The 15,889-nt window shown below is 46.2% G+C and carries 17 protein-coding genes and 1 tRNA gene; 11 read left to right on the plus strand and 7 right to left on the minus strand.

Features of this window, described 5'->3' with window-relative positions:
* Positions 1–5 precede the first annotated feature (5 nt).
* A complete protein-coding gene (locus P7M01_RS01590; protein ID WP_317477427.1) occupies positions 6–836 on the plus strand; it encodes an alpha/beta hydrolase in 831 nt (276 codons plus the stop codon).
* A gap of 96 nt (positions 837–932) precedes the next feature.
* Here P7M01_RS01590 and P7M01_RS01595 read toward each other — a convergent pair whose 3' ends face one another.
* Positions 933–1,685, minus strand: a complete 753-nt coding sequence (locus P7M01_RS01595; RefSeq protein WP_317480996.1) for an esterase family protein — start codon at positions 1,683–1,685, stop codon at positions 933–935.
* A gap of 55 nt (positions 1,686–1,740) precedes the next feature.
* Complete coding sequence (locus tag P7M01_RS01600; protein ID WP_317482833.1) at positions 1,741–2,919, minus strand: ATP-grasp domain-containing protein; 1,179 nt, start codon at positions 2,917–2,919, stop codon at positions 1,741–1,743.
* A gap of 198 nt (positions 2,920–3,117) precedes the next feature.
* Between P7M01_RS01600 and glyA the strand changes: the two genes are divergently transcribed.
* The 5 genes from glyA (at position 3,118) to qseC (ending at position 7,488) form a co-directional block, all read left to right on the plus strand.
* Positions 3,118–4,380, plus strand: a complete 1,263-nt coding sequence (gene glyA, locus P7M01_RS01605) for a serine hydroxymethyltransferase (protein WP_202937513.1) — start codon at positions 3,118–3,120, stop codon at positions 4,378–4,380.
* Positions 4,380–4,652, plus strand: a complete 273-nt coding sequence (locus tag P7M01_RS01610; RefSeq protein ID WP_317477423.1) for a DUF1294 domain-containing protein — start codon at positions 4,380–4,382, stop codon at positions 4,650–4,652. The genes glyA and P7M01_RS01610 overlap by 1 nt, the downstream gene beginning before the upstream one ends.
* 102 nt (positions 4,653–4,754) lie before the next feature.
* The gene (locus tag P7M01_RS01615) at positions 4,755–5,372 is read left to right on the plus strand and encodes a YgiW/YdeI family stress tolerance OB fold protein (protein WP_317482834.1); all 618 of its coding nucleotides are present in this window, start codon (positions 4,755–4,757) and stop codon (positions 5,370–5,372) included.
* A gap of 87 nt (positions 5,373–5,459) precedes the next feature.
* Positions 5,460–6,140, plus strand: coding sequence for a response regulator (locus P7M01_RS01620; protein ID WP_317477421.1), 681 nt, complete (start codon positions 5,460–5,462; stop codon positions 6,138–6,140).
* A complete protein-coding gene (qseC, locus tag P7M01_RS01625; protein ID WP_317482835.1) occupies positions 6,118–7,488 on the plus strand; it encodes a quorum sensing histidine kinase QseC in 1,371 nt (456 codons plus the stop codon). The genes P7M01_RS01620 and qseC overlap by 23 nt, the downstream gene beginning before the upstream one ends.
* Before the next feature lie 69 nt (positions 7,489–7,557).
* Here qseC and ytfE read toward each other — a convergent pair whose 3' ends face one another.
* Positions 7,558–8,226, minus strand: coding sequence for an iron-sulfur cluster repair protein YtfE (ytfE, locus tag P7M01_RS01630; protein WP_317482836.1), 669 nt, complete (start codon positions 8,224–8,226; stop codon positions 7,558–7,560).
* Between the two features lie 171 nt (positions 8,227–8,397).
* The gene (locus P7M01_RS01635) at positions 8,398–8,895 is read right to left on the minus strand and encodes a YbhB/YbcL family Raf kinase inhibitor-like protein (protein WP_317475313.1); all 498 of its coding nucleotides are present in this window, start codon (positions 8,893–8,895) and stop codon (positions 8,398–8,400) included.
* A gap of 99 nt (positions 8,896–8,994) precedes the next feature.
* Here P7M01_RS01635 and nrdR point away from each other — a divergent pair, with 99 nt between their 5' ends.
* From nrdR to cobB, 5 genes are all read left to right on the plus strand, one after another.
* Positions 8,995–9,453: a transcriptional regulator NrdR gene (gene nrdR, locus P7M01_RS01640; protein WP_202937520.1), complete on the plus strand. Its 459-nt coding sequence runs from the start codon at positions 8,995–8,997 to the stop codon at positions 9,451–9,453.
* The gene (gene ribD / locus P7M01_RS01645; RefSeq protein ID WP_317482837.1) at positions 9,450–10,577 is read left to right on the plus strand and encodes a bifunctional diaminohydroxyphosphoribosylaminopyrimidine deaminase/5-amino-6-(5-phosphoribosylamino)uracil reductase RibD; all 1,128 of its coding nucleotides are present in this window, start codon (positions 9,450–9,452) and stop codon (positions 10,575–10,577) included. The genes nrdR and ribD overlap by 4 nt, the downstream gene beginning before the upstream one ends.
* On the plus strand, positions 10,574–11,617 hold the full coding sequence (degS, locus tag P7M01_RS01650; protein WP_317477417.1) for an outer membrane-stress sensor serine endopeptidase DegS: 1,044 nt from the start codon (positions 10,574–10,576) through the stop codon (positions 11,615–11,617). The genes ribD and degS overlap by 4 nt, the downstream gene beginning before the upstream one ends.
* A 96-nt stretch (positions 11,618–11,713) precedes the next feature.
* Positions 11,714–11,788: transfer RNA gene (locus tag P7M01_RS01655), tRNA-Lys, on the plus strand.
* Positions 11,789–11,958: 170 nt separating this feature from the next.
* Complete coding sequence (gene cobB / locus P7M01_RS01660; protein ID WP_317475311.1) at positions 11,959–12,696, plus strand: Sir2 family NAD+-dependent deacetylase; 738 nt, start codon at positions 11,959–11,961, stop codon at positions 12,694–12,696.
* 144 nt (positions 12,697–12,840) lie between these two features.
* On the opposite strand, the gene dxs is transcribed toward cobB, so the two are convergent.
* Genes dxs through xseB form a run of 3 tightly spaced genes read right to left on the minus strand, consistent with a single transcriptional unit; the run spans position 12,841 to position 15,828 of the window.
* Positions 12,841–14,694: a 1-deoxy-D-xylulose-5-phosphate synthase gene (dxs, locus tag P7M01_RS01665; RefSeq protein WP_317482838.1), complete on the minus strand. Its 1,854-nt coding sequence runs from the start codon at positions 14,692–14,694 to the stop codon at positions 12,841–12,843.
* Positions 14,695–14,699: 5 nt separating this feature from the next.
* Positions 14,700–15,590, minus strand: a complete 891-nt coding sequence (gene ispA / locus P7M01_RS01670) for a (2E,6E)-farnesyl diphosphate synthase (protein ID WP_317481986.1) — start codon at positions 15,588–15,590, stop codon at positions 14,700–14,702.
* A gap of 1 nt (position 15,591) precedes the next feature.
* A complete protein-coding gene (gene xseB, locus P7M01_RS01675) occupies positions 15,592–15,828 on the minus strand; it encodes an exodeoxyribonuclease VII small subunit (protein ID WP_317482839.1) in 237 nt (78 codons plus the stop codon).
* Positions 15,829–15,889 lie beyond the last annotated feature (61 nt).

A 15,889-nucleotide genomic window follows, 5' to 3' on the forward strand; every position in this document is an offset into this window, starting at 1 on the left:
GAAGTATGCGCCATAATCCCGATTATTTTTATCTGAAAATGGAAGAACATTTCCTTTACGTTCCTTATTACAACCATCAACGCCGGATTCGAGTGCTGTTGCCGAAAAATTATCACAATGAACCCGATAATTATTATCCCGTGTTGTATATGCACGACGGACAAAATGTGTTTTACAGCAAAGAATCCTATTCCGGCTATTCGTGGAAAGTGATTCCGACGCTTAAGCGCCATAAAGAATTTCCGAAGATGATTGTGGTGGGAATTGATAATGCGGAAGGCGCACGTTTAGACGAATATGCGCCCTGGCAAACGGATGTGGGATATACGGAGGAAGCCCGTCGTGCGGGCGGCATGGGTTATGAATACGGCGAATGGGTGGTGAATGAGGTGAAACCTTTTATCGATCACCATTACCGCACGAAATCCGATCGCGCGAACACCTTATTGGCCGGCAGCTCCATGGGCGGTATTATCACTGCTTATATGGGCGCGGCTTATCCGCAGGTTTTCGGTCATTTGGGCGTATTTTCACTGGCTTCATGGTTTAATGAGCCGGCATTTTTAGATTTTATGCACCGTCATCCTATTATTCGCGAAAGCCGGGTTTTCATTCAGGTGGGAACCAACGAAGGAGACGAAGCGGATTCCCAATTTATTTCCAATATGAATCAGGCTTATATCGATTGCACTTTGCGTTATTATCAATCGCTGTTACGAACGGGCCATCCGCTGGACAACATTCGGTTAAAAATTATGGCAAACGAAATTCACCATGAAAAATACTGGGCGGATCACTTTTCGGAATTTTTAGCGTTCTCGTTGATGGGAAGATAAAAAAGCCAAAAGTGCGGTCAAAAAATTTAACGTTTTTTTGCCTTGCTGACTTCGATAAAAAAGCGCAATCATTGGTTATGCTGCGCTTTTTTCCGATTAGATGATTCCCTGTTCTTCCAGTTTGCTCAGGAAAAACGGCATTTGAACCCGCCACCAAGGCCAATCGTGATCCACATCATTTCCCCAGAAATCAAACCAGGCCGGAATGCCTTTGGCTTCAAACGCTTCTTTCAAGCGCGCGGTATCGGAAATATGATCCGCTTCCCAGGCGCCTTGTCCCACGGCAATAATGTAATGATTCTGGCGATAACGTTGCAGGAACCAGTTATCGTTTTGTCCCCACAGATTGTCAATCGGCGAATTGAAATAAACCGCTTGATCACCGCCGAATTCGCCGGTGAAGAAACGCGCGTCATATACACCGCTTAATGCAATGACCGTATCGAATAAATCGGGATGACGTAATCCAAAATTAACGGAATGGAAGGCGCCCATGCTGCAACCGGTGGCAATCATCGTACCGTTCCACTGGGATTCGTGCCGAATTAACGGTACCAGTTCATGCACGATATAACGATCGTAAGCGTTATGAGCTAACGCCATATCATGTCCGGATTTCCAAGTGGCCAGCCAGGATTCTTTATCATAAGAATCCGGCGTATAAAATTTGATTAACCCGCGATCGATAAAGCTGCGGCAGGCATCAATCATGCCGAAATTGGCATATTCGTTCTGATTTCCGCCGGATGACGGAAACACAATAACCGGTTTTCCTGCGTGACCATATACATTAAAGTACATTTCACGGCCTAATTCGCTGCTCCAATGGTTTCTTCTTTCAAAATGCATAGTTTTTCCTTTTACGGGTAGATTAGTCGCTCACCGTTTATAGGTTTTTTAACGGTTATTGCTTTGCTTGTGCAAATCGCACGATTTCACGTAATTGTTCCATGGTTTCGGTACGCGCCAGAATACCGTGCTCGCCCATCACTTTGGCAAAAACTCCCGGCACGGTTTGCACGCTGATGATGTTGTCGCCGAATTTTCGGCAAACTTCATCGATGGAATTCACATAATTCTGGTTGGCTTTGCGTGAAATATATACCACATTCCAGGGATGGGTGATGTTTGCGTAGAATTTATTTTCCGTGACAACATGAGCGTATTCAAGGAATACGTCAAAATCGTTGGCGTAGTTCCACATGTCAATGGTTAACCCGCCCGGCGGACGACAGTTGATTTCAAGCGGTAACAATTCGCCCGTTTTTTTCACGCGGAAAAATTCGAAATGGAAGAAACGTTCGCGCACGTTAAAGGCTTCCACACATTTTTTGCCTAATTCCACCAGTTCCGGTGAAATTTCCCGCGGCACGTAATAGAACATATCGCCGTCTTTTTCTACGGTGTCCAGCACCGCTTCGGAATATTCGAGACTGGAATGGAAGACAATGTTGCCGTCGTGATCCACCAGACCGTCGAAGGTGACAATGTCACCGTCGATGAATTCTTCCATAATGTATTCGGTATTCGGGTTTTTGTAGCCAAAAAAGTCTTCTAATTCGACCGCACTTTTAATTTTATAAGTATCGCTGGCGCCTACGCCGGAATTCGGCTTAATGATAACCGGAAATTTCAGACTTTTCGCCAGTTTACGGGCGTCATCGTCATCGCCGAACACGCGGCCTTGCGCCACTTTCAAGCCGGTTTTGCGGAAAATTTCTTTCATTTGCGCTTTGGTTTTGATAGCAAGCATGTCGTCGTTTTTATAGCCGAAAACATTGAAATCGGTGCGCAGTTTGGCGTCGAGTTCCAGCCAGTATTCGTTGTGGGATTCGATACGGTCGATGCGTCCGTATTTGTGAGCGAAATAGCCGACGGCGCGGTAAACCTGATCGTAGTCTTCCATATTATCCACACGATAATATTCGGTAAGCGAAGCTTTTAAGTTGTCGCTGAGTTGATCATAAGGGGTGTCGGCAATGCCCAATGTATTAATCCCGCATTCTTTCATTCGAGTGGCAAAGGTTTCGAAATTGGTTGGAAAGTGGGGAGAAATCATCACGAAGTTGAGAGATTTGCTCATAAGCTGGTTCTCCGGTTGGTAAAAAAATCATCAATGATTTGATTCTAAGCGAAAATCGGTATTTTTTAAACGATTTTCTAGCCAAAAACGTGCAATTTCGCAATTAAAAATTTTTAATGCGTTTTTAATAAGAAATAGGTTAGAATAAGCGACGCAAACGATTTACATCCGTCTCTTTTATTTAGAAGGAAAATACACATGTTAGAAAAGAAAACCATTGCGGAATTTGACCCGGTTTTATGGGACGCCATGCAAAATGAAGTGCGTCGTCAGGAAGAACATATTGAGTTGATCGCGTCGGAAAACTATGTCACGCCGGCGGTCATGGAAGCGCAGGGTTCTCAATTGACCAATAAATATGCCGAAGGCTATCCGGGCAAACGTTACTACGGTGGTTGCGAATATGTTGATATTGTGGAACAGTTAGCCATTGATCGGGCTAAAACCTTATTCGGTGCGGAATATGCCAACGTACAGCCCCATTCGGGTTCACAAGCCAATGCTGCAGTATACGGCGCCTTATTAAATGCGGGCGACACCATTTTAGGGATGGATCTGGCGCACGGCGGCCATTTAACTCACGGTGCAAAAGTGAGTTTTTCCGGTAAAATTTACAATTCCGTCCTTTATGGTATCACTTCGGACGGTTTGATTGATTATGCCGATGTTCGTGCAAAAGCGTTAGAAAACAAACCGAAAATGATTGTTGCCGGTTTTTCCGCTTATTCTCAGGTGGTCGATTGGGCCAAAATGCGTGAAATCGCCGATGAAGTAGGAGCCTATCTGTTTGTGGATATGGCGCACGTGGCCGGTTTAATTGCCGCAGGTTTATACCCGAATCCGTTGCCGCATGCCCATGTGGTTACCACTACCACTCATAAAACCTTGGCAGGACCGCGCGGCGGTTTGATTTTATCCGCCTGCGGCGACGAAGAGATCTATAAAAAATTAAACAGTGCCGTTTTTCCGGCGAACCAAGGCGGTCCGTTAATGCATGTGATTGCGGCGAAAGCGGTATGCTTCAAAGAAGCGTTGGATCCGTCTTTCAAAGCGTATCAGGCACAAGTTCTGAAAAACGCCAAAGCCATGGTGGAAGTGTTTAAACAGCGCGGTTTCGATGTGGTGTCTAACGGCACCGAAAACCATTTGTTCCTGGTCAGTTTCATCAAACAGGGGTTAACCGGTAAACAAGCGGATGCCGCGTTAGGCGCCGCCAATATTACGGTGAATAAAAACTCCGTACCGAACGATCCGCAAAAACCGTTTGTGACTTCCGGTATCCGTGTCGGTTCGCCGTCAATTACTCGTCGCGGGTTTACCGAAACGGATGCGGCAACCTTAGCCGGTTGGATGTGCGACGTATTGGAAAGCATCGGCAAAGACAATCACGAACAAGTCATTGCTGATACCAAAGCCAAAGTGTTAGACATCTGCAAACGTTTACCGGTTTACGGCAACTAATGTTTTATTGGACGTTAATCCTTTATACGGCGGCGGTGAATATCGCCGCTTATTTATTAATACGCTCGGATAAACAACGTGCCGTTAATAAAGAATGGCGCGTGCCCGAATACGTCTTTTTTCTTCTATGCTTTGTAGGCGGATTTATCGGCGTGCATTTGGGCATGCAACATTACCGTCACAAAACCCGGCATTGGAAGTTTAAAGCGGCGGTGTTGATAAGTGCGGTAGGATTTTTGATCGTTTTTCCGTTTTATTTTTTGTTTGTTTAAAATTCTTCTTCTCTTCATTTTTTCTTAAGGTTTCCTTGTTTTAATATGTTCAGCAAAAGCAATAATCCTATTGCTTACGGATGTTCTTTAAGGAGGATTACCATGAAAAAAGCCAATTTAGTTTCAATTCTAACCTTATCTTTGATTGGCGCCGCCGTTTTTGCTTATGCCGCAGAACCTCAACCGGGATTTGCCAATTTAACGGATCAATCGACGAGCGAAAAAGTGGAAATGCCGGCGACTAACGATATGAATGCCGCCGGATTGCCGCCACGCGCGCAATATATGAGAAACGGATTACCTTGCGATCGGAACTGCCAACGGGATTTTAGAATGGGCCATCCGATGCGGGGATCCTATCATCGCGGCATGATGCCGAATAATTATTGCATGCAAGAAGGTTTTGCCAATTCGGATTGGAGCGGTTTCTACGCATCTAACGAACCGACAAAAGTGGTGGATGCGGAAAAATGGCAAGATGATCAGCTCATCATTCTGGAAGGCAATATCGTTAAACAAACGGGCAGAAAATATTTCGTATTTAAAGACGCTTCGGGTGAATTGACGCTGGAAATTCCGCGTCGCGCATGGCGTGACGTCGTCACACCGAAAGATAAGGTCCGCATTACGGCAGGCGTGGAAAAATCCTGGGGTAAAACCGAAGTGCTGGCGCTCAGTGTCGAATCGACGGACGAAACCAAACCGGCCAAAAGCCAATAATTAAATGAAAGAAAGCGGCAGTCATGTCGCTTTTTTGTTAAACTGATTGGGACAAAACGAATATCGGATAAAAGTGCGGTCAAAAAAATGAGAGTTTTATTAATCGAAGATGACCCGTTAATCGGAAACGGATTAAATATCGGGCTGACCAAGTCGGGCTTTTCCGTGGATTGGTTTACGGACGGCAAAACCGGCCTGGAAGCGGCAAAATCCGCGCCTTACGATGCGGTTGTACTGGATTTGACTTTGCCTAAAATGGACGGCTTGGCGATATTACAACAATGGCGGCGCGACGGTCTCGATGTTCCCGTATTGATTTTAACGGCGCGCGACACCTTAGACGAACGGGTCAACGGTTTACAAATGGGCGCGGACGATTATTTATGCAAGCCTTTTGCCTTAGCCGAGGTGGTGGCGCGGCTGCAAGCGTTGATTCGGCGCCGTTACGGACAAAGCAATCCGATTATCGAGCACAGTTTGGTTAAGTTTGATCCGAATAATCACCGCGTCACGTTACGGGACGAAGAGGTTTTTCTTACTACCCGCGAATACAAGTTGCTCGAATTATTTATGCTGAATAAAGAACGCGTATTAAGCCGTTCTTTTATTGAAGAAAAACTGTATAACTGGGATGAAGACATCAGCAGTAACGCGTTGGAAGTGCATATGTATAATTTGCGCAAAAAATTGGGTAAACAGTTTATCCGCACGGTACACGGCGTGGGTTATGTCTTAGGAAAAAACGATGAAACTGCTGAAAATGCGTAGTTTACGCTTCCGTTTGATTGTCATTTTATCGTTGGCGGCGCTGATTATTTGGTCTCTGGCGACGGCGATTGCCTGGTTTCAGGCGAAAAACGAAGTCAATGAAGTATTTGATGCGCAGCAGATTTTATTTGCCAAACGGTTAGCTTCTTCCGATCTGGGCGGTATGTTGTTAGATCGGCAACTTCGTCACCGTTATCGCGGCGGATATCGGGTAAGACCGAGAAGTTACGATGATAATGCGCTTGCTTTTGCTATTTTTACTCGTCACGGACAGTTCATTGCCGGGGATGACGCCAAAGGCGATAATATTCAGTTTGCGCCGCGGCCGGGTTTTACCCTGGCTAAACCTCGCGGTGAAAATGATTTATGGCGCATTTTCTGGCTGCCGTCGGATAACGGAAGATTGATGATTGCCGTCGGGCAGCAAATCGATTACCGCAACGAAATCGTACAAAACATGGTTTTCGGGCAAATGTGGGTATGGATTGCCGGTTTGCCGTTGTTGATTGCGTTGATTGTTTTTCTGATTACCAAAGAACTGAAAGCGTTAAAACGCGTAGGAGACGAAATGCGCAAGCGTTCGCCCGAATCGCAAACGCTGCTTTCCACGCAAAACGTACCGAATGAAATTTTGCCGTTAGTAAACGGGTTGAATCAGTTTTTCAGCCGCACTTCCGATATGTTGCTGCGCGAACGCCGTTTTACTTCCGATGCCGCTCACGAATTACGCAGTCCGCTGGCAGGATTGCGCATTCAGGCGGAAATCGCACAAATGGCGGAAGATGATGAAAAATTGCGGGAAGACGCGCTGCGTAACCTGACCGGCGGCATCGATCGCGCCACACAGCTTATCGAACAATTATTGACGTTGTCTCGGTTGGATAATTTACAGCAACTTGATAATCTGGAAGATATTCATTGGGAACAACTGATTCCATCGCTGATTGGTGAGTTGTATTTCAGTGCGGAAAAACGGCGGATGAATTTATCTTTCGAACTCGTGGAAACGCCGGCTGTTCAAAAAGGGCAACCTTTGTTGTTATCTCTGATGTTACGCAATGTAATTGATAACGCGATGAAATATTGTCCCGAAGGAACGGATATTAAAGTGCGGTTAAAAAAATCGGAGATTTTGGTGGAAGACAACGGCGGCGGTGTGGATGAAGAGGATTTGGGCAAACTCGGACAGCGTTTTTATCGTCCGGCGGGACAGAATGAAAAGGGCAGCGGTTTAGGTTTATCCATCGTATTCCGCATCGCCGAGTTACATCGCATAAAAGTGCGGTTAGAAAATCGAAAGAATTTACAGGGAAAACGCGAAGGTTTACGCGTGGTATTTTCACTTTAGCCGTATGACAAAAGGCGGGAATATGAGTTTGGCTCACCATCCCGCCTTTTAATTTATGCTTTTTACCGATTACACTTCGGCACGTACGCGCGGAAACAGAATATTATTTTCCAGATGTGTGTGTTCCATTAAATCGTCAATAAAGGTTGAAATACCGGCATAAAGCGCACGCCACGTGGTACAGGCGTCTGCCGGAGCCGTAACATTATTGGTTAAGGCTTTCAGCGTTTCCAGTTGATCGCCGGCTTCCGCGTGTTCCGCTTCCATCACGCGAATCGGCATGGTCGCCATGGCATAATTTCCTGCTCGAATCATTGGAAAAAGAATTTGTTCTTCCTTCATCATGTGTTGGCTTAGATGCTCATAAAGCTCCTGTAATTCCGCCATGACGCCCGTCGGACAATCGTCGCGTTCCGCATGTACGCGTTCTACGGTTTCGGCTAAGCGAATGAGTTCCGGTAATTGTGCGCGATGACGTTCATGAAAACGCGCCACGATAAATCGGGTGAATTCATCGTAACTTGCTGTCGTCCAGTCGTTTTCCGGTGTTGCCGCGTTTTGCCGTAATTCGAGAAGTTTTGCTTCAATTTCAGCAAGATTCAGGTTTTTTTGTTGTACGGCGGCGGATAATTCTTCCGCACCGCCACAACAAAAGTCTAAATCATATTCGCGGAAAAGTTGAGTGGCGCCGGGAATGGCTACGGCGATTTCGCCTAATTTTTGATGTGCAAAAGACATGATAATTTCCTCAAATTTTATCGGGTTTTAAATCTGATTAAAATAGTAAGGTATTGGGCAAAAATTGCAATCGTTTTTTATTACTCATTTCAGGGTAGTGACTTTCCAAGGTGAGCTGAAATATAAAAATGCCGCGACGGTTCCGCGGCAAAATAGATAAAGGAAGCAAAATTATACGTCATATGTGCCCATGACGACCGCCTGAGCTAAAATGTGCCCTTGCATAGCAAAATGCAGATCATTGAAACGGAAACCTTGAGCCAAATCCAAATCCGTGTCTAACGCATAGACAATAATTTCATAACGGTGCAGACAATTAGGCGGCGCCATACCGCCATAGGCGGAAGCTTCTTCAATGCTGAATCCGCCCAGTTTACTTGCCCAGGAATTGGCGCCTTGTATAAAATCCGTCGCCGTTTGGCTTTCATTTTCGCTGACGGAAGTACGGTGAAGATTGGCAATTAGCCAGTGAATCCAGACAAAACCGCTGGCGGTAATCGCATCTTTATCTTCCATAACGACAACGAAAGATTTAGTGCCTTCCGGTGCATCGGTAATTTCAAACGGAACGGAATAACTCGGCATACCGTTCGGCGTGAATTGATTGCCGCGTTTGCCGTATTTATCTTCAAATGCGCCTTTTACAATAGCTGAACTTGTTACTTTCATAGACTTTTCCTCATGTAAATTGCCGGATCAATCATATCGTAAATTCGCCGGATATTTGTTAAACTAAGTCAAATTTTTCTCGTTTTTTAAGGAATTTTTATGCATTGCCCATTTTGTTCGACGGAAGAAACAAAAGTGATTGACAGCCGGCTGGTGTCGGAAGGCTATCAGGTGCGCCGACGCCGCGAATGTACGAACTGCCATGAACGTTTCACCACCTTCGAAACTGCGGAATTAGTTATCCCGAAAATTGTGAAAACCGATGGCTCGCGCGAGCCTTTCAATGAAGACAAATTGCGACACAGCATTCAGCAGGCGGTAGGCAAACGCCCGGTCAGCGAAGATGATGTGGAAAAGGCCGTCAGCCATATTATTCATCAATTGCAAACTACCGGTGAGCGAGAAGTGCCGAGTAAATTAGTGGGTAATTTGGTAATGGACGAATTAAAAAAACTGGATAAAGTTGCCTACATTCGCTTTGCCTCGGTTTATCTCAGTTTTGAAAATATTAATGAATTCACCAAAGAAATTGAGAAATTAAAGAAGAGTCAAAAATGACAACATTTACCCGGCAAGATCAGACTTATATGCAGCTTGCCTTTGATTTAGCCCGCCAAGGACGCTTTACCGCCACACCCAATCCGGTCGTAGGATGTGTTTTAGTTAAAGACGATAAAATTGTAGGAAAAGGTTTTCATTTCCGCACCGGCGAACCCCATGCTGAAGTGATGGCAATGCGAGATGCCGGCGAAAACGCCGAAGGCGCCACGGCTTATGTCACGTTAGAACCCTGTTCCCATTACGGGCGCACGCCGCCTTGTGCGCAAGGGTTAATTCAGGCGGGCGTGACAAAAGTGATTGCCGCCATGCAGGATCCCAATCCGCAGGTGGCGGGCAAAGGTTTACAGATGTTGCGGGATGCCGGCATTGAAAGTGCGGTCGGATTATTGGAAGAAAAAGCCGAAAACATTAATCGGGGATTTTTGAAACGTATGCGGACGGGAAAACCGTTCGTACAGCTAAAACTGGCCATGAGCCTGGACGGGCGGACAGCCATGGCGAACGGCGAAAGTAAATGGATTACCGGCGAAATCGCCCGTGCGGACGTACAGGAAGGGCGCGCGCAGGCGTCGGCGATTTTATCCACCGCCGAAACCGTGCTCGCCGATAATCCGCAATTAAATGTGCGTTGGGAACAGTTGCCGCAAGAGGTTCAGGCGGAATATTCGCCGGCGGATTTACGTCAGCCGGTTAGAGTGATTTTAGATCGCCGACATCGGGTGCGGCCGGATCACCGGCTTTTTCAGATTGAATCGCCGGTTTGGTTGGTCAGTGAAAACGCGCGGGATATGTCGGCATTTCCGACATTTTGCGAACACATTCGATTAAAAACAACGGAAAATTCTCCCGCACTTTTTGCGCTTATGCAGGAATTAGGCCGCCGTCAGATGAATACGCTTTGGGTGGAAGCGGGGGCAACCCTGGCCGGCGCATTAATCGAACAAAATCTGGCGGATGAATTGATTATTTATATCGCACCGAAATTGCTCGGTGAGCAAGCTCGCGGGCTATGCAAACTGCCTCATGTGACCCGTCTTGCCGACGCACCACAATGGACGTTACAAAGTGCGGTCAAAATCGGCGAAGATTTAAAAACCGTCTATACAAGGAAATCAGTATGATAAAAAAATTATTACAATCGGCTTTAATCGGCTTGGTTTGCGCCGGTTTAATTTTATTTGTTCTCCCCCGACTCACCGGCGGTTCGCCGATGCAATTAAACGGCGAAGTGATGTCTTTCAAAGAGGCCGTGCGCATTGCCTCGCCCGCCGTGGTGAATGTGTATAACCAATCTTTCAGCAGCGAAGCCAATCTGGATGCCGGTGACGTCACTACCAATAACCTGGGTTCAGGCGTGATTATGTCGAAAGACGGTTATATTTTAACCAATAAACATGTGATTCAAAGTGCGGATCAAATTATCATCGCGTTGCAAGACGGACGCGCTTTTGAAGCGAATTTAATCGGAGCGGACAGTCTGACGGATTTGGCGGTGCTTAAAGTGCGGGCCGATGATTTAATGACTATTCCGCAAAATCCCGATCGGCCGGTCCATGTGGGAGATGTGGCGTTAGCTATCGGCAATCCTTATAACTTAGGGCAGAGCGTTTCACAAGGCATTATCAGCGCCACCGGACGTAATGCGATTGGCGAAACCGTCGGCCGTCAGAATTTTATCCAAACGGACGCTTCGATTAATCGCGGCAATTCCGGCGGCGCGCTGATTAACTCACTAGGCGAATTGGTGGGCATCAGCACATTGAGTATCGGCAAAAATCCGAATGACATTGCGGAAGGCTTGAATTTCGCCATTCCCATTAGTGTCGCCAATGATGTGATGCACAAAATCATTCGCGACGGCCGGGTCATTCGCGGTTATTTGGGCATCAGCACCAATATTCTTTACAGCAACGGACAAGAACGCGATTTCGGCAAAGGGATTTTAGTGGAAAATATTAAAGCCGGTTCACCGGCCGCCAAAGCAGGAATCCGCCCGGGCGATTTAATTCTTAAATACGGTGATGCGGATATTGAATCGCCGGCGCAGATGATGGAGTTAATCAGTAACACCCGCCCGAATACAACGGTAAATCTTATTGTTTCCCGCTTGGATAAAATTCTTGAACTGCCTGTTGTGATTGAAGAATATCCCGAAAATTAATCCTTTTTATAAATAAATGACGGAATTTGAGGTTGATTTGATACAGCGCTGAAAAAATGTGATAGAATTCGTTCCACTTAAATTCAAGTCTCTCTTGGGTCGTTAGCTTAGTGGTAGAGCAGCGGACTCTTAATCCGTCGGTCGAGCGTTCGAATCGCTCACGACCCACCAACATACAAAAGTGCGGGCAAAAATTCTTTCGTTTTTTTGCCCGCACTTTTTTGTGAAATTATGCTTTTGGCGTTAATTTTCATTGTTTATCCATTTTTCTATTCAAGCTAATAAGCGCGTGTTGAAAGATTTTTCTCTGCGAACGTTATATACTGAAATTCCTCCGCAGAATGAATCGGAATAAGGAGATTAAGATGAAACAACCAAAAATAGTGGTGCTGACCGGCGCGGGAATTTCGGCAGAATCGGGGATTCGCACCTTTCGGGCGGCAGACGGTTTGTGGGAAAACCATAAAGTGGATGATGTCGCGACACCCGAAGGTTTTTTGCGCAATCCGACTTTAGTACAGAATTTTTATAATGAACGACGGAGAAAGCTTTTTGATCCGGCTGTGAAACCCAATGCGGCGCATCTTGCCTTAGCCGAATTGGAACGGGCGGCAGGCGATAATTTTCTCTTGGTGACGCAAAATGTGGATAACTTGCATGAGCGGGCCGGATCGAAAAATTTAATTCATATGCACGGCGATTTATTGACCGTACGCTGTGAATGGTCGGGGAAAACCTATCATTGGGAACGGGATGTGGCGGAACAGGATCGTTGCGATTGTTGTTCGCCGCCTCATCGTTTACGTCCGCATATTGTTTGGTTCGGCGAAATGCCGTTAGAAATGGACCGAATTTACGCCGCACTTTCCGAATGCGATTATTTTATCGCTATCGGTACGTCCGGCAATGTTTATCCGGCGGCGGGATTTGTGCAGGAAGCCAATCGTTTCGGAGCGCAAACCATAGAATTAAATCTGGAGCCCAGTTTGACGCGTTCGCAGTTTTCACGGCAAAAATACGGGAAAGCGACGGAAATCGTGCCGATATTCGTGAATGAGCTGCTGGCGGAATTATCTTAAAATCAACCATAAAAAAACCGCTATCAACAGGATAGCGGCGAATCTTAAAATTAAGAAAATTTAAAAAAGACAACTGATATTTCTCAATAGCAGTGCACTAGCAATATCTCAGACTCGTCCAATAAAGAATAGTTCAAGATTTTTTCAACAAATTGTAAAAAAATGTCGGATTTTTTCTTCAATGCCTTTTTCGTCCAGTCCCAAATCCGCCAGAATCTCTTGTTGCGAGCCTTGAGGAATGAAGAAATCGGGCAATCCGAGCTGTAAAAGTGCGGTCGATTTTTGATGAGAATTTAGCACTTCCGCCACTGCGGAACCCGCGCCGCCCTGAATGGCGTTTTCTTCCAACGTCACAATCAGCTCATGGTTTTGGGCTACGGTTAAAATGCGCTTTTCATCAATCGGTTTCACAAACCGCATATCCACCACTGTCGCGTCTAATTTTTCGGCGACGTGGATTGCCGAAGAAAGCTGCGTTCCAAAGTTTAAGATTGCGATTTTTTTACCTTCACGAATCAATTTTGACTGACCGATCACTAATTCCTGTAACGGTTCCAGTTCCACACCGACGGCATTGCCGCGAGGGTAACGCACCGCCGCCGGTTTTCCGCAACGATAACCGGTATACAGCATTTGACGGCATTCATTTTCGTTGCTCGGCGTCATAATGATTAAATTCGGTACGCAACGCATAAAACTGATATCAAATGCGCCTTGATGGGTTTGCCCGTCCGCCCCCACAACGCCTGCGCGATCGATGGCGAACAGAACGGGAAGATTTTGAATCGCCACATCATGAATCAGCTGATCATAAGCGCGTTGCAAAAAGGTGGAATAAATCGCCACCACCGGTTTATAACCGCCGATGGCCAAACCCGCCGCAAAGGTTACGGCATGCTGTTCGGCAATGGCAACGTCGAAATATTGTTCCGGGAAACGTTTGGAAAATCCCACCATGCCGGAACCTTCACACATCGCCGGTGTGACGCCCACGATATATGGATCTTGTTCCGCCATTTCGCATAACCAATCCCCGAAAATTTTCGAATAGGTCGGTGTTGTGCCGGATGTGGGCAATTCGCCGCAAATCGGATCAAATTTCGGTACGCCGTGGAAACGAACCGGGTCTTTTTCCGCCGGCGCGTAGCCTTTTCCTTTTTTAGTCCGAACATGCAGGAATTGCGGCCCTTTTAATTCGCGCATATTGCTAAGGGTGGCAACCAATTCCTCGATGTTGTGACCGTCAATCGGTCCGATGTAGTTAAAACCGAGTTCTTCGAACAAGGTACTTTCGGGCGAGAACATCACGCCTTTCATGTGTTCTTCGGTTTTCTTCATGAAATTTTTTACGGTCGGGACTTTGTCCAGAATCTTTTTACTGCCGTCGCGCACCGTAGAGTAGAACGATCCGGAAAATAAGCGAGCAAGATGAGTATTCAACGCGCCGACATTTTTTGAAATCGACATTTCGTTGTCGTTGAGAATAACCAGCATATCAGTATGTAATGCGCCGGCGTGATTCAGCGCTTCAAACGCCATACCTGCGGTAATCGCGCCGTCACCGATTACGCACACGGTTTTGCGTCCGGCGTTTTCCTTTTGCGCGGCGACGGCAATGCCTAATCCGGCACTGATGGAGGTTGACGAATGGCCGACGCTTAACACGTCAAATTCGCTTTCCTCGCGCCACGGGAACGGATGAAGCCCGTCTTTCTGGCGAATAGTCGACATTTTGTCGCGGCGTCCCGTCAGAATTTTATGAGGATAAGCCTGATGTCCCACATCCCAGATTAATTGGTCGAAAGGTGTTTTATAAACGTAATGCAAGGCGACGGTTAATTCCACACATCCCAGTCCGGAAGCCAAATGACCGCTGCTTTGACTGACGGATTCGAGCAAATAAGCCCGTAATTCATCGCAAACCTGCGATAATTGTTCTTTGCCTAAGGTGCGTAAATCGTCCGGCGAATTAATGAAAGAAAGTAAAGGGTATTTCATAATAATTAATTTTTACGATGAACAATAAATTCCGCTAATGCGCGTAATGCCGTGGTATCAAAAGAAATTTCATCTAAATTTTTGACCGCACTTTGATAGAGTTCCTGTGCTTTCTGTTTCGCACCGTTCAATCCGAGTAATTTAGGGTAGGTACTTTTATCCAGATTCAAATCGGCGCCCACGGTTTTACCGATTTCCGCCTGATTACCTTCAATATCCAAAATATCGTCCTGCACCTGAAAAGCCAGTCCGATAGCTTCCGCATAACGCTTTAGCCGGCACGCCAGTTCATAATTTTCATAATGCGGCGAACAAATGAATCCCATCATCAGGGCAGCGGTTAATAACGCACCGGTTTTATTGCGATGAATGAACTCCAATTCGGCAAGCGTAACTTGTTTGTGTTCCGATATTAAATCCAGACTTTGTCCCAAGCACATGCCCCGAACGCCGGCGGCACGGCTTAATTCCCGCACCAGATTTAACTTTTGTTGTGCGGAAAGTGCGGTAGATTTTTCGATGATTTCAAAGGCAAATGCCTGCAACGCATCACCGGCTAAAATTGCCGTTGCGTGATCAAAAGCAATATGACAGGTAGGTTTACCACGGCGCAGTTCGTCGTTGTCCATTGCCGGCAAATCGTCGTGAATCAATGAATAGGCATGGACGCTTTCAATAGCCGCCGCCGCATGGTCCAAGGCGTTTAAATCCGCACCAAGCATACTTCCCGTAGCGTAAACCAAAAACGGACGAATGCGTTTTCCGCCAAGCAATAACCCGTATTTCATCGCTTCCGCCAGTGGCGAACCGGAGGCGTGAATGTCGTCGAATTGGGTTTCCATAAACGCATTAATTCGCTGCTGAATTTGTGATAAATTTTGTTGAAAATCGTACATATTATTCGTCCGCGGAATAATCCGTTAAAGGCGCAGTATCACTTTTTTGCAGCAAGATCTGAATTCGCTGTTCCGCCTGTTGTAACCGTTCTTGTCCTTGTTTGGCCAATTTAATGCCGGCTTCAAATTCTTTTAAGGCGGCTTCAAGCGGTAAATCGCCGCTTTCTAATTTGGTTACCACCGCTTCCAGTTGTATCAGCGCGGATTCAAAATCTAGTTCTACGGGTTTGCGGGCCATACGAAATCCTAAGTTAATCCAAAATAAACGTATTCTACTTTATTTTTACTTAAAAGTTAAA

Origin of the sequence: Exercitatus varius (assembly GCF_029577735.1) — a bacterium.
GTDB classification, from domain to species: domain Bacteria; phylum Pseudomonadota; class Gammaproteobacteria; order Enterobacterales; family Pasteurellaceae; genus Exercitatus; species Exercitatus varius.